This is a genomic window from Idiomarina rhizosphaerae (assembly GCF_024159085.1).
GTDB classification, from domain to species: Bacteria; Pseudomonadota; Gammaproteobacteria; order Enterobacterales; family Alteromonadaceae; genus Idiomarina; species Idiomarina rhizosphaerae.
The window spans coordinates 603,837-622,113 of the sequence record NZ_JAMZDE010000008.1; the positions used below are offsets into that span (position 1 = coordinate 603,837).

The 18,277-nt window shown below is 45.9% G+C and carries 20 protein-coding genes; 5 read left to right on the forward strand and 15 right to left on the reverse strand.

All coding sequences use genetic code 11. The annotated features are described in order from the left end of the window. Positions 1-107 precede the first annotated feature (107 nt). Positions 108-2,105, forward strand: a complete 1,998-nt coding sequence (locus NJR55_RS13280; RefSeq protein WP_253620369.1) for a winged helix-turn-helix domain-containing protein — start codon at positions 108-110, stop codon at positions 2,103-2,105. A 102-nt stretch (positions 2,106-2,207) separates the two neighbouring features. Here NJR55_RS13280 and NJR55_RS13285 read toward each other — a convergent pair whose 3' ends face one another. Next, the gene (locus tag NJR55_RS13285; RefSeq protein WP_253620370.1) at positions 2,208-3,089 is read right to left on the reverse strand and encodes a hypothetical protein; all 882 of its coding nucleotides are present in this window, start codon (positions 3,087-3,089) and stop codon (positions 2,208-2,210) included. Positions 3,090-3,215: 126 nt separating this feature from the next. Here NJR55_RS13285 and NJR55_RS13290 point away from each other — a divergent pair, with 126 nt between their 5' ends. Continuing rightward, complete coding sequence (locus NJR55_RS13290; protein ID WP_253620371.1) at positions 3,216-3,461, forward strand: hypothetical protein; 246 nt, start codon at positions 3,216-3,218, stop codon at positions 3,459-3,461. A gap of 277 nt (positions 3,462-3,738) precedes the next feature. Here NJR55_RS13290 and NJR55_RS13295 read toward each other — a convergent pair whose 3' ends face one another. Continuing rightward, positions 3,739-4,605, reverse strand: coding sequence for a hypothetical protein (locus NJR55_RS13295; protein ID WP_253620372.1), 867 nt, complete (start codon positions 4,603-4,605; stop codon positions 3,739-3,741). A gap of 130 nt (positions 4,606-4,735) precedes the next feature. On the opposite strand from NJR55_RS13295, the gene NJR55_RS13300 reads away from it, so the two are divergent. Further along, on the forward strand, positions 4,736-5,074 hold the full coding sequence (locus NJR55_RS13300; protein WP_253620373.1) for a hypothetical protein: 339 nt from the start codon (positions 4,736-4,738) through the stop codon (positions 5,072-5,074). Here the strand turns inward: NJR55_RS13300 and NJR55_RS13305 are convergent. Both NJR55_RS13305 and fadR read right to left on the reverse strand, forming a co-directional pair. Next, a complete protein-coding gene (locus NJR55_RS13305) occupies positions 5,006-5,878 on the reverse strand; it encodes a hypothetical protein (RefSeq protein ID WP_253620374.1) in 873 nt (290 codons plus the stop codon). The genes NJR55_RS13300 and NJR55_RS13305 overlap by 69 nt on opposite strands. A gap of 286 nt (positions 5,879-6,164) precedes the next feature. Then, positions 6,165-6,875, reverse strand: a complete 711-nt coding sequence (gene fadR, locus NJR55_RS13310) for a fatty acid metabolism transcriptional regulator FadR (protein ID WP_253620375.1) — start codon at positions 6,873-6,875, stop codon at positions 6,165-6,167. 143 nt (positions 6,876-7,018) lie between these two features. On the opposite strand from fadR, the gene dsbB reads away from it, so the two are divergent. Continuing rightward, positions 7,019-7,564, forward strand: coding sequence for a disulfide bond formation protein DsbB (gene dsbB / locus NJR55_RS13315; RefSeq protein WP_253620376.1), 546 nt, complete (start codon positions 7,019-7,021; stop codon positions 7,562-7,564). 18 nt (positions 7,565-7,582) lie between these two features. Here the strand turns inward: dsbB and NJR55_RS13320 are convergent, their stop codons facing one another. The 11 genes from NJR55_RS13320 to NJR55_RS13370 form a co-directional block, all read right to left on the reverse strand. Further along, positions 7,583-8,026 (reverse strand): YcgN family cysteine cluster protein, encoded by a 444-nt coding sequence (locus NJR55_RS13320; RefSeq protein WP_420844470.1) that lies wholly within the window; start codon positions 8,024-8,026, stop codon positions 7,583-7,585. A gap of 4 nt (positions 8,027-8,030) precedes the next feature. Further along, positions 8,031-9,068 (reverse strand): lytic murein transglycosylase, encoded by a 1,038-nt coding sequence (locus NJR55_RS13325; RefSeq protein ID WP_253620377.1) that lies wholly within the window; start codon positions 9,066-9,068, stop codon positions 8,031-8,033. Further along, positions 9,055-9,315: a YcgL domain-containing protein gene (locus NJR55_RS13330; protein ID WP_253620378.1), complete on the reverse strand. Its 261-nt coding sequence runs from the start codon at positions 9,313-9,315 to the stop codon at positions 9,055-9,057. The genes NJR55_RS13325 and NJR55_RS13330 overlap by 14 nt, the downstream gene beginning before the upstream one ends. A 22-nt stretch (positions 9,316-9,337) precedes the next feature. Continuing rightward, positions 9,338-10,513 (reverse strand): ribonuclease D, encoded by a 1,176-nt coding sequence (rnd, locus tag NJR55_RS13335; RefSeq protein ID WP_253620379.1) that lies wholly within the window; start codon positions 10,511-10,513, stop codon positions 9,338-9,340. Continuing rightward, positions 10,510-12,180, reverse strand: a complete 1,671-nt coding sequence (fadD, locus tag NJR55_RS13340) for a long-chain-fatty-acid--CoA ligase FadD (RefSeq protein ID WP_253620380.1) — start codon at positions 12,178-12,180, stop codon at positions 10,510-10,512. The genes rnd and fadD overlap by 4 nt, the downstream gene beginning before the upstream one ends. Positions 12,181-12,268: 88 nt before the next feature. Beyond that, positions 12,269-13,138 (reverse strand): alpha/beta fold hydrolase, encoded by an 870-nt coding sequence (locus NJR55_RS13345; RefSeq protein WP_253620381.1) that lies wholly within the window; start codon positions 13,136-13,138, stop codon positions 12,269-12,271. Between the two features lie 11 nt (positions 13,139-13,149). After that, entirely contained in the window at positions 13,150-13,728 is a 579-nt protein-coding gene (locus tag NJR55_RS13350; RefSeq protein WP_253620382.1) for a Slp family lipoprotein, read from the reverse strand. Positions 13,729-13,740: 12 nt separating this feature from the next. Then, entirely contained in the window at positions 13,741-14,055 is a 315-nt protein-coding gene (locus tag NJR55_RS13355) for a hypothetical protein (protein ID WP_253620383.1), read from the reverse strand. Positions 14,056-14,105: 50 nt separating this feature from the next. After that, the gene (gene tsaB, locus NJR55_RS13360) at positions 14,106-14,789 is read right to left on the reverse strand and encodes a tRNA (adenosine(37)-N6)-threonylcarbamoyltransferase complex dimerization subunit type 1 TsaB (protein WP_253620384.1); all 684 of its coding nucleotides are present in this window, start codon (positions 14,787-14,789) and stop codon (positions 14,106-14,108) included. After that, positions 14,767-16,719, reverse strand: coding sequence for a DNA repair helicase YoaA (locus NJR55_RS13365; RefSeq protein ID WP_253620385.1), 1,953 nt, complete (start codon positions 16,717-16,719; stop codon positions 14,767-14,769). The genes tsaB and NJR55_RS13365 overlap by 23 nt, the downstream gene beginning before the upstream one ends. A gap of 49 nt (positions 16,720-16,768) precedes the next feature. Beyond that, the gene (locus NJR55_RS13370) at positions 16,769-17,044 is read right to left on the reverse strand and encodes a hypothetical protein (RefSeq protein WP_253620386.1); all 276 of its coding nucleotides are present in this window, start codon (positions 17,042-17,044) and stop codon (positions 16,769-16,771) included. A gap of 337 nt (positions 17,045-17,381) precedes the next feature. Here NJR55_RS13370 and hisG point away from each other — a divergent pair, with 337 nt between their 5' ends. Beyond that, positions 17,382-18,275 carry an ATP phosphoribosyltransferase gene (gene hisG, locus NJR55_RS13375; protein WP_253620387.1) on the forward strand — a complete coding sequence of 298 codons (894 nt, stop codon included), beginning with the start codon at positions 17,382-17,384 and terminating at the stop codon, positions 18,273-18,275. Positions 18,276-18,277 lie beyond the last annotated feature (2 nt).

Here is an 18,277-nt window from a genome sequence, read left to right on the forward strand (position 1 = left end):
GTATTAGAATGTTGGACTTAATTTGTTCAGAAAACTCGCGTAAGTCGATGAAGAAATTGATATTTTTTTGCGATTTTTTTGTGATCGACGAAAACTAAGGACTGTAAATGTCAGATTTTTCAATAGAAAGCTTAGGTAAGACACCTTTCTTTCTTGACGAGTTTTTAGTCGACGCTCAGCGCAATACCCTATCGATTAACGACTCAGTACAAACCGTTGAACCAAAAGTTATGCAGGTTTTGTTAGTTCTCGCTGCGAATAATGGCAATGTGGTTAGTCAGGAAGCTTTGTATGCTGAAGTCTGGCCAAACTCAGTTTTTAGTCCGGGCTCAATCAGAAGAGTCATTACGATTCTGCGTAAAGTATTGAGTAAAGAAAATCAGGAATTAATAAAGACCTTTCCTAAAAAGGGCTATAGCCTCAATGCTAAAATTCGATTAGAAAGCCATACTAAAACAGGCTTCGGGAACAGAGTTTATTGGGCGTTATCAATTATTCCTATCATCGCTTTGTTGTTTGTGTTTACCTTCACCACCGAGACAGACTCAACTTTTACTGTCCACGAGGCAACTCCTATTACCTCGACCGAGGCACTTGAGTTCAATGCCAAGATCTCACCTGATGGCGCAATGGTGGCTTTTTTACGAATAGCAGAAACTGCAGAGGGAAACAGAGCTCTGTGGGTAAAAGACATAGCAACAGACGAAGAACAAATCATAGTTGATGACAATGTATTGGAATTTGACTGGTCGACAGAAGCTGATGCACTGGCGTTTACAACTTTTTCCAATAAAAGTGAGCAAATTCAGTCGGTCAATTTGAATACTTTAAATATCTACAATTCGATCGCCTCTTTTATGGATGAAAAGAGAATTAGCTCTATGCATTGGGGTCCCGACAACAATCTTTATACTTTAACCAAAGAGAATGGTCTGGTCAGCTTGATGACCATTAACCTTAACTCTGGCAAGAAATCGAAACTAAAAGATTTTGATGAGACATTTGTGCCCTATGAGATTAATTTGCACAAAGTACAAAACAAGCTTGCGTTTGCCGGTTTTGACCAGGATGGTGTAAGTAAGATTTTTTCTTTGTCGTTAAGTAGCGACGTAGAAGCATTGTCAGAAATTATTACCTTAAATAAAAATAGATATTTTTTAGCCTGGCACCCAAATGGGGAGGCGATGGTAATAAGTGATGGTCGTTTACTTAGTACGGTTTGGATGGATGGTAGCTCGTCCAGAATTAACTACGACAGTTATGACTTCGTTCAGCACCCACAGTTTACGCCAAGTGGCGACCAGATACTTTTTAGTCTGGCTAAGGTTGATACTGACATTGAACAAATGTCGTTAACTAGTAACGACCAAGTTACTAAATTAGTGAATTCAAATACTGTCGACAGAGAGCCCTCGCTGTCGCCTGATAAGTCAAAGTTGGCCTTTATTTCCCAGAGAAAAGGCTTTCCTCAAGTATATGTTTTAGATTTAACCACTCAGGAAATTCAGCTGGTTTATGAGAATAAAGAACGCTTACTGGGGGTCTCCAGACCCGTCTGGAATGCCAGTAGCAACCGTTTAGGTTTTTCAAACTATGACTTCCCCATTATAATTTCTGTCGAAAACGATAAATACTCAGTGAAACAACTAACAGCTCCCCATGGAGTCTTAGTCGATTTCTATCCGAACAGCGAAAAAGTCTTAACCTTAGCTCGTAAATCGAATCAGTTGTCGACCATAAACTTAGCTACTGAAAAAACGCTAAATCAACGTACGCTTAATGCAAGCAACGCTGTAGTCGACACTGATGGGCAAGTCTGTTTTGTTCAAGCCAATAAATTACAGTGTTTGCAAAATGACACTGAAATCGAGGTGTTAGCTCTTCAAGGACACGTTTTAAGTTGGGTTAAAAGTGGCACCGAGCTACTGTTCACGCTTCAAGCTGACGAAGGAAACTCTCTCGTGGTTGTAGATTTAAAGTCTAAGTCTATTAAGGCGGAATACGAAATACCGGAAGGTCTCACTAAAGTTTTAGCGATAAAAGACGGTAAAATTATTTATGAATCTCAAAACAAACAAAAAGATATTGTACTGCTAAAAAGCTGATGCTCAGCACCTTACAATCAGTGAGGCTAGATAGCAAAGTAAAATCGCCTCCAGCCTTGAATTTAAAGTGCAAAGCGTTGCGAATCACTCTTAAATTATTTGTCAGGTTAACTTTTTCAGTGCCTCATTAAACTCTGATTCTGGATTGGCCTCAGGAAGGCCTGTTTCCAGGTAACCTTGCTTGAAAAGTTCAAACCATAAAGACAAAGCTGCATTTAAACCATGATTATTTTCTTCGGGATCAATATTTTTCAAATATGTTTCAGGAACAAGAGCTAGATCTTCCGCATACCAGTGTAGCCCTTTTAGTTCATGTATACCGTTACTTCCAAAATCTAACAAAAAATTCCCGTGAACATATTTATCAACTGTAGACTTATTCACATACAAACCTCGAACACACACGTTATTTTTCCAACACATAGCGACAATTGCAGTTAGGTAACCTTTCGATTTCCAATAAGAGAAAACCCAACCACTGCAAAGATAGTATCGATAGTATTGCTTATCGTTAATTGAACCGATTGTTTCTTGTAATATGAGGACGCTTTCTGTTCCTCGGTCAACTTTATCAACAGTTAGCAATATGCCATCTAGATTTTCACTACCGGATGTTTCTAATAATGTAGATAAAAACTCTTCAAATCTTTTTGGATCTTTGTAGAAATTATAAGCTGGGTAAATTTCTTTAGATGCATCATCTAACCAATCTCTGTTTATACCAAAAAGTTGGCAAGTGAAAGTTAGTATTTCATCATTAAGTTTTTCAAGTAGACGATCATCAGTACTTACATCATGAAGAGTTAAGCCTTGTCCAATAACCTTAGGGACTTGGTTTCTGTGTACTCCATGGGCTTCATAAACAGCAATTAGACGCGTAGACAATAGCTCTGTAGCCGGATTATCAGCGCTATTATTACGCCGGAAAGGTTTTATCACCCTCTCGACTAAAGACAAAAACGATTCAATTTCTCCAAAAAACAATTAGCTTCCTCCCCATTAGCCTAACGCCCGTATTTCGGCAGAGTTGGGCGCAGTGGAAAACCAATCCGATAACATGCGCTTGATACTGATTGAGCCTTCTCCCCAAACCAAAAAAGAGAAGACCCAATGAAGTTTTATACTACACCACACCCGCACTATTGTGGAATTGATTTGCATGCCTGCTCTCTGTACGTATGCATTCTGAATGATGCTCGTGAAACCATCTTACACCGTGAAATCAAGGCGCTACCAGAGCCACTGCTGGATTTATTAACGCCCTATATCGGCAATATTGTTGTTGGTGTTAAGTACATGCACTGCTGGTACTGGGTCTACGACTTTTGTGCTGAGCCTGAAACGAACTGGCATTGAGCCCGTCACCTTAAATAACGCCGGCAACAAGGGGTTCTACCCAGGTTAACCGATGAATGTCTGGTGTCCCTGAGATTAGCAAGGATGCTGAATTCAACAGGCATTTATTGAGCATGAGTTAAAAGAGCCCCGATATGTGTTTGTTGCAGGCTATTGTCTGGCAACTCTAATGACTGATGAAGCAGCCTGCTTTGCTGATGGACAAAAGACTGACCGTTCACACGGCCAGAAGATTCGTTTTATCTATTGACCTCAGGGAGACTCATATGTGTCAGCATTATGGGATTTGAACAAAAATAAGATGTTCTTCTAGTTTTTCTGTTTTGTGCATCGAGTACAATGAAGTGCCTTTAGGGCTTTCTAGCTTTACGTTAATCAGGACGGCTCCGATATTTTTTAAAATAGAAATTAATTTAGTCCTGTTGTTAGGGAAGTTTAAGTGCTCGACATTAAGTGGCGTAGGTTTAAAATGTTGAATGAGGCTAGCTTCTAATATATTAACAACTTGTTCAAAAGTTATTTCATTACAATCTAATTCACCTGGCTTGTATAGGATAATTGATGCGCTTTTAAACTGATCCCTAGCATTGAGCTTAGCCAAAATAGTCTGCAGTTTATCGTGCCCCTCACCTAACCTATCTTGGGCAGTTCTTCCGTTTTTTGCAGCCATACCGATGTATTCGATGCAAAGAGGAATAGAATATTTCAAATCTTTGGCGTAATGAGTTACAAAAACTAAATCACATGGAAATTTTTGATTTGCTGCACCATTAGAAAAAGAGAACTCAAAACAATCATAATCTCTACCATATTTACAAGCTGAAACATTCGACAAGGGTGCCATTGGTGAACCAAATCTGGTGAGTTGGGACTTTTCATCGCCCTCTTCATCTTCAAATATTAACTCTGCCTCAAATGAACTTTCATCTAACAGTCTCACACTGTCTTTATTAATCTTGAATTTTGTATGTGTTACCAAAGCATAAGTATGAAACCCCTTAAAATTCCCATAAAAAAATAACCGGTGATCTTCACTCTCCTGATGAACATACAACTGATCATCTTCTGTCGGAGCCAAATCTAACAAACCTATATTTTTGGCCTGAATAATACTCGCAGGTCCAGATTCTAAAGTCAGCAGCAAATCTAATCTCCTTTTGTAAGGCTAGGCACAATGGCTTCCTGTTTAAATGCTAGCCTCCGCATTTTCCTAGGTTAGCTAAAAGCCAGTGCCATAATCAGTCTGTTCAAGACTAAACCATTTGGAGGCTAGCATGAACAAACGTAGAATAATTTTTATCGGTTTAGATATTTATAAAGAGTTTCCCGAAGTCACCTATTGTGAAGAGCACCGAGAAACCATACCCATTCATTATGACAGTATCCCGTCGTCTAAAGTCAGTCAGGAAAAGCTGATTATGGCTGAAAAAGTGGCAGGACTTCACTCGTTCAAAGTTGACAAAGAGAATCATACCAACGCTGAGCACAGCGGGGAAATTGGAATGGCATTCCGCGGCTATCTCATGCAGCAACGTGTTAAAAATTTAGATTTTGAGACTCTGTTGAGGATCACCACAGTCCAAGACATGAAAGCCTATCGCCTCATTATTTAGACGCTTGTGGTCAACCACAGGTCGAACAGTAAATACCACGCCTTCGATATCGGCAATTCGCTGCATTTTTTTGCGTATTTGGTCGTCCCAGGTCACATTAAAACGCTCTCCGTCTGACACTATCGATCCACGGTGCGAAGTGAATGCCACCATGTCTAAGCGCCCTAGTATCTTCAAAGTCGTTGGCAGCTCTTCTTTGCTTTTACCAACGATGTGCCTCTGATCTGGATCGAAACGGAAAGCATCCTCTTTACTATTAATATCAATAAATTCAACTGCTTTTCCATCCACATGAGACAATAGCCCATTAACTGGGGATCGTGTTGCTCGGGCTGCCCAAAGAATTTTGGGGTCTCGAATGTAAATGTTTCCGTTTTCGCCACTGAAAACATTTCCATTGTTTACGCTGGAGCCAATATTGAAGCTGTTAGCGATATTAATATTCAGTGTCAGACCTTTTTCAATAACCTGAGATGCTTTCTCGCGCAAATTTATTGCATCACGCAGCAGAGTAACGATAGCTTTAGATAAAGCTGACCCGCCATCTGCCGAGAGAACAGCAATATACTCACGGTGTTCAAGTACTAAATTAATAAAAAGCTCAATGGAACCAGATTGAATCTTAACATCGTAATCAAGCTGACTCTTCAGCCCAGAGCTTACCTGGCGTTTCCCAAGCTGAACAGCTATGAGGCGATCAAATATCTTGCGATAGTTGGTTATCAAACTCTCAAGGGTTCTTAGATCGTATATTCCATCTGAAAATGCCAGTCCCTTTGCGTACACACGAAGATCTTGCTCCATAATCCCTCTCGATTCCTATTTTAACCTTTATGTATAACGCACAAGCAAGCGTAGTCATTTAGCTATCCTAAAATACGCAATATCAATCTTTACAGTCTGCTTATGTAATTGACACTAAACGAGTTAAAGAGTTAACACAACAATAAAGTAACAAATAAAACCAATAAAAGAGCGCGCTAATTAACAGAAAAAGTTATGTAGTTTGCGGTATATGGGGCAGTGTTTTAAATACCCGACAATTAGCATCAACTATTGTCAGGCATCAAATTTTTGTTTGGAGAGGTTTTCAACCCACCAAATCATCCGGCATATCGCCACGCAGGCTATGCCAAATTTCAGCGGACTCGTAACCGTAGCGACGAACCAGGTTAACGGACTCGTTGTAGTCGCCTTCGCGGGTTACGGCTATTAGGTTTTCATAGTAGTCGCGGGCCAGCTGGCGGGCTTCGGACGACGAAAAGTAATATTGCCCAATACGCGAGTACAGACCTTTAAAACCGTTCAGTACCAGCACATAAATGGGGTTACCCGAGGCCATGGCTAAGTCGTGGTTCAACTGATAGTCGAACTCGGCAAAGGTCTTTTTGTTGTCTTCCAGCTCGCTGGTGGGTTCCAGTAGCTCCATAACACGCTTAGGGTTATGGCGAATGGCGGCGCGAATATAAATGGCGCTAATATTGGTGCGGGCAGACAACAGCTGGTCGACTAGCTCAGGCATGCCGTCTTCGTCAAGGCGCGCCAGAGTTTCTAAAATATTAAGGCCAGAGGTTTCCCAAAAGTTGTTCACTTTGGTGGGTTTGCCGTGCTGAATGGTCAGCCAGCCGTCGCGCGCCAGACGCTGCAGCACTTCGCGCAGGGTGGTTCGCGTTACGCCAATGAGTTCAGAGAGTTCTCGTTCAGCGGGTAGAATAGTGCCGGGCGCAAAATGCCCGTTCCAGATAGATTTTACGATGTACTCCTCGGCAAAACCCGCCGGACTTTTAGCTTTTATTATCATATTCCCGCCTGTGAACTAACTAATAAAAGGATTCTAGCAGCCTTCTGTGAGGTCGGACAAGATAACTTCTGGCTTTATATCGACAACACCACGCTATTTGGGTATGGTTTCTACGTTTTTACAGTTTCTTAAGGAAAATCATCATGCTGTCTGTGGGTCAGTGGCCTAACAAACCCTTTGCCTGGTTACTGTTATTTTTAGGATGTTCAGGCCTGTTGGGCGCCGCGCTTTACTTCCAGATGGTTCTTAACTTAGAGCCCTGCGTAAAGTGTGTTTATCAACGTATGGCGGTTGTCGGTATTGGCTTGTCCGCTATTGTCGGCCTGTTTGGTTCCGGGCTTTGGTTAACGCGCTGGGCGGCTCTAGTTGGCTGGCTGTACAGCAGTTATCAGGGCTTATTAATTGCCTACGACCACTGGGATCTCCAAACCTCGAAAAACGCATTCTTTGCCGTGTGTGAAAGTGCGCCTAATTTTCCTGACTGGGCACCACTGCACGAATGGATGCCGGGGCTTTTTGCGGCACCGGGGTTATGCGGTGACATTGACTGGCAATGGCTGGGGTTAGGCATGCCGGGCTGGATGACGGTGATTTTTGCGGGCTTGTTGCTCATCGGTATTATTGTGACTATTTGCCACATTATTTCGTCGTTCACGAAAAAAGACGGGCTGGTGCTGTACCACAAATAATCCGTTTTAATGCCAGGGCTAAGACAAGGGCCAGGTCACTATACGGTCTTCCAGGTCGCCCTTAAACTTCGCCTCACTTACGCAATGGCCGGCTACATGATAGCCGGCTTTTTTCATTTGCTCTTTGCTACCTTCGTGCCTTAACGGATGCCATTCAGGCAAAGGCTGCCCTTCTGCCCGCAACCGATACGCGCAACTGGCAGGCATAAAGTAAACCTCGTCGAGGTTGTCAGGGGTTAACGTAACGCATTCGGGTACGCGTTGGCTTCGGTGAGCGTAGTCGGTGCAACATGCGGTGTCGGTGTCTAATAACCGACAGGCAACATTGGTGGAATAAAGATGGTCTTCTTCGTCCTGCAATTGGTTTAAGCAGCACTGTCCACAGCCATCGCACAGGGCTTCCCACTGCGCATGGCTGAGTGTATGCAGCGGCTGCTCATACCATTTCATTAATACCGACAAGGCATTACCTTGGAAAACGAATGCGGTCGGACAAATAGCCCACGGCAGCCACAAAGTAATGTGAACGGTTCCAGCGCATTAAGGCGTCGTAGTTGGCATAAGCCAGATAAACACGGCCTTCTTTGTCGTCGGGAATCACTATTGAAGCTTCTATATCGGCGCGCGATGGCAACTCAGAGCCGTCAAAACGCGTAACGCCTAAGTCGGACCACTCGGCTAGCTTCTTCTTGGTGTCCAGCCCGGCTAGTGACTCATCAAAACCTTCAGGCAGTTGTACCTGACGTCCCCAGGTTACGTCGTCCTTCCAGCCAACAGAGCTTAGGTAGTTAGCGGCTGACGCAAATACGTCCGGGTAGCTGCCCCAAATGTCTTTTTTGCCATCGTTGTCGTAGTCTACGGCGTAACTCATGAACGAGCTGGGCATAAACTGAGTCTGACCCATAGCGCCAGCCCATGATCCTTTCATTTGCTCCGGTTCAATGTGGCCGTCTTCAATAATGGTTAAAGCTTCCCAAAGCTGCTTTTTGAAAAACTCTTCGCGACGTCCGTCAAAAGCCAGCGTAGTTAGTGCCGATACCACGTCAAAGCCACCTGTGAACGAACCAAAGTTGGTTTCAATACCCCACAGCGCCACAATAAAGCGCGGCTGTACGCCGTACTCTTTGCCCACTTTATCCAGCAGCTCTTTATGTTCATTGTACTTTTCCAGTGCTTTTTCAGCTTTCCAGTCCGGTACTGCACGTGGCAGATAGGTATCCAGCGTCAGTTTAAATTCCGGCTGGTTATTATCCAGCTCGACTGCCCGCTCGTAATACTTAACTTTGGCAAAAGCTTTATCCAGTGTGTCCTGCTTATAGCCGCTTTCAATGGCCTCGGCTTTCAGAGCTTCAACGTAGGCGGCAAACTGCTGATTAACCTCTTCGCTGGACTCTTTTTTCGCTTTATCCTCAGCTTCCTGATACGCAGAAGCCGGCGCGCTGAGCGCAAATGAAGAGGCCAGACAAAAGGCCAGCCCTGCTACTTTTATTTTATTTGTTAACATTGAATTGAAGTTCCTCTCGTTTCGGCGGCAACTGTAAATAGTAGCCATCGTTATGCAAATGTTCCTGTAATTTTTCGACCGTTAAACGAGCCAACTGTTCACGGCCCGCCAGGTTTAATGTCAGAACTTTTTCTGCGCGACCAAACTGCTCGCGCAAAACGTCAGGTACTTCGGTAAATTCGTCGCCGTGAAGCAGGTACAAATAGGTATCCGCTTTCTTCGAGCTGCGATAAACATCACACAGCATGGCTGTTCTCCTGAATATGGGCTTAGGCCTGACTAACAATAGCCTGTAATTCTGCCCCAATTGCCTGCTTGCGCCAACCCACCATTAAGTCTGGTTGCGGCAAACGTTGCTGTTGTTGCGTTGAATACTGCCAGTGAAAGTTAATAATGTCGTTAATTTGCTTCCGCGAAGCCACCAACGACGCAGGTATCTGCAAGCTTTCGGCAAGTTCGGTAACCGCTTTTTTTATGGCCTTAAAGGTTGGTTTATAACCGTCCATATCGTCCAGCCGTTCAAGGGTTTTTGGCAGTTCCGTTTCAGGCACTTGTTCAGCCTGCTGAATACAGCGAATAATGTCCCGCCCTGAATACTTACGTGACATAGGAGCTAAATCGGGAATTCGGCTTAGCTCGTCGTCGCTTTTTGGCATTCTCCGGGCTAGCTCAAGCAAGACCCCGTCTTTGACAATAAAGCCCAGCGGAATGTCGCGCTCACGCGCTTTGTGTAAACGCCAGGGTGTCAGAATTTTCAGCGTAGCCAGTTGCCGCGGGTTCAGCTGCCAGGCATTGCCTACGCCCAAATAGAGCAGATCATCGGGCCAGCTTTGTGTGCGTTTACGCACCTGAATTTGCGACTCTTCGTAGACAATATTCAGCACACCTTTTTCTTCACACAGAGCTTTAAGGTACGGGTACATTATCGCCAGATAACTGGCATCGGCAGCGGCATAGTCCAATTGTTCGTCACTTAACGGGCGTTTCAGCCAGTTGGTGCGTGACAAGCTCTTGTCCAGCTCAACGCCGTCAAACAAAGCATCAACCAGCCGCGCATAACCCATTGAATCACCCAGACCACAAAAACCTGCGGCTATCTGGCTATCAAAAATTTGTTTGGGTTGGCGGCCATTGCTTTGCTGGAAAAACAGTTCAATATCTTCGCCACCGGCATGCAATACGGTTTCGACTTCATCGCCGGAAATCAGCTGCCATAAAGGCTCTAAATCAATATCCGCCAGCGGGTCAATAACGGCCGTTGTGCCGTTAGCGTGAATTTGTAATAACCCTAACTGAGCGTAGTAAGTGCGTTCGCGCACAAACTCAGAGTCAATAGCGAACCAGCCGCATTTTACGGCCTGCTGGCAGAGATCTTGTAAATCGTGAGTGGTGCTAACGAGCCGGTATTGTTGTACCGACTCGGGTAATTCTAACGGCAGAGTCAAGCGTCGTCCTCTTCATCGCGTAATTCACGGCGAATTATTTTGCCAACGTTGGATTTAGGCAATTCGTCACGAAACTCAACCAGTTTAGGTACTTTGTAACCGGTCAGGTTTTCACGTGCAAAGTCGATAACTTCACGTTCGGTCAGTGACTTATCTTTTGCCACAATGAAGACTTTTACCGCTTCGCCAGACGACTCGTGCGGAACGCCTATGGCTGCCGACTCAAGAATTTTAGGATGGTCAGCCAGTACGTCTTCAATTTCGTTCGGATAAACATTAAAGCCCGACACCAAAATCATGTCCTTTTTACGGTCCACAATTTTGAAGTAACCACGCTCATCAACCGTGGCCATGTCACCCGTTGCAAACCAACCGTCTTTAATTGATTCTGCTGTCGCATCAGGACGGTTAAGGTAACCCACCATAACTTGCGGGCCTTTCACTTCCAGCTCGCCCGGTTCACCTAAAGCCACTTCTTCGCGCGTTTCAGGGTCAACAATACGCATGTCGGTACTTGGCACCGGTAAACCAATGCTGCCCGTGTAATGTTCAATATCGTAAGGGTTAACGGTAACCACCGGAGAACACTCGGTTAAACCGTAACCTTCCAGCAAACGAGATTTGGTTACCCGCTCCCACTCTTCGGCCACTGCACGCTGAACCGCCATACCGCCGCCCAGGGCAATTTTTAAATTAGAGAAGTTAACGTCTTTAAAGCCTTTGGTGTTCAACAAACCATTAAACAGTGTGTTAACGCCTGAAATCATGGAGAAAGGGTACTTATTCAGCTCTTTCACAAAGTTAGGCATGTCGCGCGGGTTGGTAATTAAGACGTTCTTGCCGCCGTGCTTAATAAAGGTAAGGCAGTTCGCGGTTAACGCAAAGATATGATACAGCGGCAACGCGGTAATAATGGTTTCTTCGCCGTCGTTCATTATGGGGGTAATAACAGAGGAAACTTGTTCAAGGTTAGCAACCATATTACGGTGCGACAGCATAGCGCCTTTGGCCACCCCCGTTGTTCCACCGGTGTATTGCAAAAAGGCAATATCATCGCCGGTCACTTCAGGGCGTTTATAGTCGGCCATGGTTCCTTTGGCCAGCGCCTGATTAAAACTCACCGTGCCTTTTAGCTTATGAGAAGGCACCATACGTTTTATATACTTAACCACAAAGTTAACCAAATAGCGCTTAAGCAAAGGTAACTGATCGCCAATTTGCGTGGTAATAACTAAATCGAGCGGAGCTTCTGCTTTGATTTTTTCATAGGTTTGAGCAAAGTTTTCCAAAATAACCAGAGCTTTTGCCTGAGAATCTACCAGCTGATGCTTTAACTCGCGCGGAGTATAAAGTGGGTTGACGTTCACCACAGTCATGCCTGCTCGCAAAATGCCGAATAACGCCACAGGATATTGCAGCAAATTTGGCATCATAACCGCAACAGCGTCGCCTTTTTTAAGGCCAGTACTGTGCAAGTAAGCGGCAAAGTCGCGAGTTTTCAGACCCAGTTCTTTGAAACTCATTTCTGAGTCCATGTTTACGAAAGCCGTTTTCTCGCCGTACTTTTCAATGGACTGCTCAAGTATATCAACCAACGACGCAAAGTGATCCGGGTCAATTGTTTCCGGTACTCCCGCTGGGTAGTTTTCCAACCAAATTTTATCCATAAAAGGCTCCGCCTCTCACTATTTATAGTTATTTTCAGTGGCGCAATCATCGCATATCCGACCAGTTAATCCTAGTCGTTACCAGCCGCTAAACGTACGATTTAAGCAGTTCAGCTATTTTCTCAGGTTGTTCCATATGTACGTGATGTCCACCTTCCAATGTCTTACAACTTAAGCCAGAAACTTTATCCTGCCATCGCTTAAATGCGCTATCTAACTGATCATAACCGCGGCTTCCACGCACGACGGTCACTGGCATGGTCAACTTTTCAAACAAGTCATCCACTGCCGAACTCGGTAACCTGTAGGCCGATGTTGTTTTTACCCTGGCATCGGCTCGCCACTGCCAGCGGCCATCTTCACCATGCTCGCAGCCACGCTCAACAATTAACCGGACTAAATTAGCTGAAAAGTCAGCCTGAGCGGCTCTGGCCTCTACCGCCGAGTCAAAGTTTGCGTAGCTTCGCCAGCGCGGTGTCTGTAGTTTTTTGCGACTTAAAAAGCCCTGTTTCAGTTGCTCCTGCGCATTCGTTCCGTCAGACACCAATAACCCAAAGGCTTCAACTAATAGCAGTTGTTGAATACGCTCCGGACATAATGCCGCAACCACATTGCTAACAAACCCGCCCATAGAATGACCAAGCAAGGTTAGATTCTGCCAGCCCTGCTGCTGAATCAGCTGCCATAAGTCATAAGCATAGTCGATAAAATGATAATAGTTTCCCACCGGACGGTGATCACTGTGTCCATGACCGGGCCAGTCAAGAGCTAAAAGGCCACCTTTGTCAGGTGACCAGTACTGAGCTACAGGTAAAAAGCTGTGACTGTTGTCTAACCAACCATGGGTTGCAACAACTCTTATGTCGTTAGGATCGCCCCAACACAGCCCGCGAACTGTACCCCAGTCGAGCTGGTAACTGACTGGGGTAGCCTGCTCTAAAGCTTCTCGATAATCCATTAAAGGACGAATTAGTTGCGGTTTTTAGCCGGAGTACCCGAGTTGTCCTGCACACGAACACGTACCGGAACCGGATAACGGTAAGGATAATAAGGTGAATAGAAGTTATGACGGAACCACAGTGGCGAATAATCGATTTCTACGTGGCTTTTCTGCTTCTCAATCTTCCACAGGTGATACCCTGTTGCTTCAATAACCGGGTAGGTATAAACGTATTCGTCAATTTTACCCTGCTGGGTTTGACCAATAGTACCGACAAAACTAATTGCCCGGCCTTGCTGGTAGACATCGGGGTCAACAAAGTCATTAATTACAGCTAAGAAACGTCCGTCGCTGTTATCGCTAACTTCAGGTCGCCCCCAGCGTTTCAGTGGAAAGCTGACAACTTCAAGCACGGTATGATCTTCGGCGTTGCGAACATCGGCAATAACACCGCCCCAACGGGCTGGCTCACCTTCTACCTCGTCCCCCTGGTGCTTGGCAACTTTGTAACTCACCAATGCTTCTTCATTGTCAGTGGCAAGCTCATCGGGAACTGAAGAGCACCCCACCAGTACCAATGTCGTTAATACTGCAAATATCGTTTTCATAACAGACCTCACTCAGGCGTAAACATCAACACCAAACATTGACGTAATTTGCTCTCTTTTCTCACTTAACGCTATGTTTTGATAAGCATTAAGTGCTTTTTGAGAACGTTGTGGTGGCTCATCGTAAAACGTATTAAGTGATTCCCACCGTTCTGCGCGCCGCTGACTTTGCCGAACATCAGGCACCACCTGCCGCAAGTCAGCAACTTTCGTCGGGTTTTGCTCCTGACGTTGCTGATCTTCTGGCGCAGACCTTTGAGGCCCCTGCTGTTGACTGTTTAGCGGTTGAACCGCTTGCGGATTAATTCGCACGTTTACAAAGCTCATCTGTTAGTAAGACTGATTTTATTATGGCGAGTTCAGTGCCATTCTACAAGCTATCGACCCGGCAATTTTTTCCAGGTCACTTCATTACGAACATACAAAGGTTCTAAGTTCTCTGCATCGACCGCAGCAACACAACCTTTAGTTGCTATTGTCAGCATGTCTTCCGCCAGCGGTAACCGGCAATCCATGCTGTGCTTTAATTCCTGCTTAGGGTCCAGGGTACCTGCGTAGTTGTCCCAACCAGTTCCCGCGGTATGGAACCCCTGAACATTATGCCCTGCAAATAAACTTGCGGAGGGTTCAGCAACGGCAGGCTCCGTTATTTGTTCGGCAAGACCATTATTATTACGGTACAAGGCATAATAAATTTCACCCATGCGCGCATCAATACAGGCAACAACCGCTTCTGCATTGTGTTTACGAATGGCTTGCTGCGCTAACGCCTGCAGGCTACTGACCGGAAACACTGGTAACTCAGCACTAAAAGCCAGGCCCTGCGCCATGGATACACCAATTCGTACGCCGGTAAAACTGCCGGGGCCAACGCCAACCACCAGCCCGTCCAGCTGATTTAATTCGGTCTTAGCCTGCTGCAGCATTTGCTCAACAAAAGGCAGTAAGCGCTGCGAGTGCTCCCGCGGGCTTTCTATTGCTTCGCTAAAGAAGCTGTCCTGCCAGCGAATAGCCACTGAGCAATTTTCAGTCGACGTATCAATTGCTAATAAGTTCGTCATTATTGGTTTCATCTTTCTCTGCAACTTGCGCTAAAAAACTCAGCGCCTCATTTAAATCCCGGGTTCGTGACATAGCCGGCAAGCTGGATAAAAACTGCTTACCGTATTGGCGCGTTACTAAGCGACTGTCGCAAACAATTAACACACCGGAGTCGTCTTTATCGCGAATTAGTCGTCCTGCGCCCTGTTTCAGCGCAATTATTGCCTGCGGTAATTGTATCGTGCTGAAGGCATCGACACCACGCAAACGGGCATCTTCAACACGTGCATTCAGCAAAGGATCATCCGGCGAGGCAAACGGCAGTTTGTCGATAATAACGCAGCGCAAGGCTTCACCCCGCACATCGACCCCTTCCCAGAATGAGGAGGTGCCCAACAGCACGGCATTACCTTTTTTGGTGAAGGTTTCCAGTAACTCTGTTTTGCCGGACTCGCCCTGCACCAGAATGTCGCGATCCAGCCGGTCGCGTAATATTGCCGCCATTTGCTGCAGCATACGGTGGCTGGTAAAAAGCAAAAAAGTCCCGCCGCGGTTCACCTTAACGCACTGCTCGGCAATTTCGGTCAGCATCTGGTGCCGGTTCGGATCGTTCGCCTCGGGCAAATAACGCGGTAAACACAGCTTGGCTTGCTTAGCAAAATCAAACGGACTTTCTAGCAACAGGGTATCGGCGTCATCTATGCCTAAACGCTTGGTAAAGTAGTCAAACTTACCGTTAACCGCCAAAGTGGCCGAGGTAAATACCCAGCTCATTTTGTTGCGCTTAATATAGCCACCGAAAGTCTTGGCAACGCTTAGCGGCGTTTGATGCAAACTGACATGTCGGGGCGTGGTTTCAAACCAAAAGCTGTAGCCGGTGCGGTCTACGTCCATTAACTGACGCCAAATAGTGAGATGCTGTTCAGCGCGTTCATGTAAATTATCAAAATCTTTATTACGGCCTATAGCGGTTTTCATAACGTCGGTCAGCAGAGTTAAACGCTCCTGTACCCGTTCAGCAACCTCTGCAACGTCCGGCTTTTTGCGCCAGTCTCTCCAGTTGCCCCGCATAGGGTCTCGCGGAAACAACAATCGCCAGTCTTTCAAAGCTTGCAATAACGTACGAGCCATAGCGCTTGCCTGCGACAAGTCCTTCAGCTCGGTCATACATAAACGCTGCAGTTCTTCGCACATTTCTGTCAGTTGCCGACTGGAAACCGTTTCGCCAAAGTACTGGCTGGCAATGTCCGGAATTTGATGAGCTTCGTCAAAAACCACGGTGTCGACACTCGGAATAAGCTCACCAAAACCGGTGTCTTTTAGCGCCATATCGGCAAAGAAAAGATGATGGTTCACCACCACAATATCGGCTTCCATGGCTTCTTTGCGGGCTTTGACTAAGTGGCAGTCTTCGTACACCGGACAGTCCCGCCCCAGGCAGTTGTCCTGAGTGCTGGTTACCTGCGGTAATACTGAGGCGTCTTCCGCTAAGGCGTTCAGCTCGCCCACATCACCACTGCGTGTGGATGTCGCCCAGCGCTTTACCGTAATAAGCTGATTTTGAATGTCTTTACTGAACTGTCCGGCCTGTTGGGTTGCCTGCTCCATGCGGTGCAGACACAAATAATTTGAACGGCCTTTTAATAAAGCGACAACTTTTTCCGGCGCCAGCACTTTTCTTAACATGGGTAAGTCGCGGTGGAACAGCTGTTCCTGCAGGTTTTTGGTACCAGTAGAGACAATAGCTTTGCCTTTGCCCAGTAGTACAGGAGCCAAATACGCAAACGTTTTGCCGGTGCCGGTTTCGGCCTCAACGACCAACTCACCTTTTTTCTTAACGGTAGCGGCTATGGCTTCTGCCATTTGCTGCTGAGCGGCTCGTGGCTGGAAGTTTGTAATTGCTTGTGCGAGCTCGCCTGTTGGCTTAAATACTGATAAAACCGTCGCCATAACCTTAACCGCCGAAGAAATAGGCACGTATTATGACATAGATGTTTGCTCAGGCGTAGGTGTCTATATGCCCTGAAGAAGGAGTTTCATCGTCGTCAGCAGCCTCTTCAGGTTCGGTTTGTGGAGACGCTTGCTGTTGTGGTTGATGATGCTGACTGTCTTCGCGCTGTTTATCTTCATTGATGGTCGAGCTTTCTTCTTCAGTGGTTGCACGAAGCTCGTGTATTTTTTCAACCTGGTTTATTTTCATCTGCTCACGGGCGAAGTCCACAGGCACGCGAGTGTCTTTGGGGATCAACGGAACCATTGCATCAAAGTTAGCCATTGTTGTTGTCTTTCGCCTCGCAGAGAATGAATTCTGTTATTTGACTATACAACCACTGGTTAAATAATAAGCTTATATCGACTAAATAACCAATAAGTTTACTCTTGCATTACATTTCTCAGCTGTTATAGTGCTATACAACTTTGCGAAGTAAAACTATTTTTATTGGAGTGTTAATTATGCGTTTTGTTCACAGCCACCATCATCATCATTGGAACTGTATGGCTTAGCCGTGAACTTAATGTTTGGGCTAGCCGTATAAACGCTAGCCTTTCGATTGACTATACAACCCCCGAAAGGCATATACCTTCGGGGGTTTTTCATTTTAGGAGCTGTTATGACTGACCGTTTAACCATTGCGATACAGAAATCAGGACGACTGAGTAAAGAATCTATGGCATTGCTGAATGCCTGCGGTGTGAAATTTAGTGTCAACGAAGCACGCCTCATTGCGCACAGCACCAGTCACCCTATCGATTTACTGCGCGTACGTGATGACGACATTCCGGGTCTGGTTATGGACGGCGTGGTTGATTTAGGTCTGGTTGGCGAAAACGTGCTGGAAGAAGCCCGGTTAGAGCGCATTGCAACAGATTCTGTCGCGGCCTATCAGCCATTACGCGGGCTTGAGTTTGGTCAGTGCCGCTTGTCGCTGGCGGTGCCAAGAGAAAGCCAATACCAGTCACTGCAAGACTTAGACGGCTTAAGAGTTGCCACCACCTACCCGCAGTTGCTTAAGCGTTACCTGAAAGACAACGGCGTGAATGCGCGTACGGTTATGCTGACCGGTTCTGTGGAAGTTGCTCCCCGTGCGGGCCTTGCCGAAGCCATATGTGACTTAGTTTCCACCGGAGCTACGCTGGAAGCAAACGGGTTGGTCGAAAAAGACGTGATATTCCGTTCCCAGGCGCAGTTAATACAACGTGCTGACAGCCTGTCGGAAGAAAAGCAGGCCATGATAGATCAGTTGCTGCCCCGTATAGACGGCGTGCAAATGGCGCGGGAAAGCAAATACATTATGCTGCATGCTCCAAAAAACAAATTAGAGCAAGTAGTCGAGTTGTTGCCCGGCGCGGAAACACCGACCATTCTGCCGCTAAGCCACACCGACGAGCAAGTTGCCGTGCACATGGTCAGCACCGAGAAGCTATTCTGGGAAACCATGGAAGACCTTAAATCTATGGGCTGCAGTTCGATACTTGTATTGCCTATTGAAAAAATGATGGGGTGATC

Excerpts from the sequence above, each read along its gene's own strand:
- NJR55_RS13280 (WP_253620369.1), top strand. The coding sequence starts at position 108 with ATGTCAGATTTTTCAATAGAAAGCTTAGGTAAGACACCTTTCTTTCTT.
- NJR55_RS13290 (WP_253620371.1), top strand. The coding sequence starts at position 3,216 with ATGAAGTTTTATACTACACCACACCCGCACTATTGTGGAATTGATTTG.
- NJR55_RS13300 (WP_253620373.1), top strand. The coding sequence starts at position 4,736 with ATGAACAAACGTAGAATAATTTTTATCGGTTTAGATATTTATAAAGAG.
- NJR55_RS13305 (WP_253620374.1), bottom strand. The coding sequence starts at position 5,878 with ATGGAGCAAGATCTTCGTGTGTACGCAAAGGGACTGGCATTTTCAGAT.
- fadR (WP_253620375.1), bottom strand. The coding sequence starts at position 6,875 with ATGATAATAAAAGCTAAAAGTCCGGCGGGTTTTGCCGAGGAGTACATC.
- dsbB (WP_253620376.1), top strand. The coding sequence starts at position 7,019 with ATGCTGTCTGTGGGTCAGTGGCCTAACAAACCCTTTGCCTGGTTACTG.
- NJR55_RS13325 (WP_253620377.1), bottom strand. The coding sequence starts at position 9,068 with ATGTTAACAAATAAAATAAAAGTAGCAGGGCTGGCCTTTTGTCTGGCC.
- NJR55_RS13330 (WP_253620378.1), bottom strand. The coding sequence starts at position 9,315 with ATGCTGTGTGATGTTTATCGCAGCTCGAAGAAAGCGGATACCTATTTG.
- fadD (WP_253620380.1), bottom strand. The coding sequence starts at position 12,180 with ATGGATAAAATTTGGTTGGAAAACTACCCAGCGGGAGTACCGGAAACA.
- NJR55_RS13345 (WP_253620381.1), bottom strand. The coding sequence starts at position 13,138 with ATGGATTATCGAGAAGCTTTAGAGCAGGCTACCCCAGTCAGTTACCAG.
- NJR55_RS13350 (WP_253620382.1), bottom strand. The coding sequence starts at position 13,728 with ATGAAAACGATATTTGCAGTATTAACGACATTGGTACTGGTGGGGTGC.
- NJR55_RS13355 (WP_253620383.1), bottom strand. The coding sequence starts at position 14,055 with ATGAGCTTTGTAAACGTGCGAATTAATCCGCAAGCGGTTCAACCGCTA.
- tsaB (WP_253620384.1), bottom strand. The coding sequence starts at position 14,789 with ATGACGAACTTATTAGCAATTGATACGTCGACTGAAAATTGCTCAGTG.
- NJR55_RS13365 (WP_253620385.1), bottom strand. The coding sequence starts at position 16,719 with ATGGCGACGGTTTTATCAGTATTTAAGCCAACAGGCGAGCTCGCACAA.
- NJR55_RS13370 (WP_253620386.1), bottom strand. The coding sequence starts at position 17,044 with ATGGCTAACTTTGATGCAATGGTTCCGTTGATCCCCAAAGACACTCGC.
- hisG (WP_253620387.1), top strand. The coding sequence starts at position 17,382 with ATGACTGACCGTTTAACCATTGCGATACAGAAATCAGGACGACTGAGT.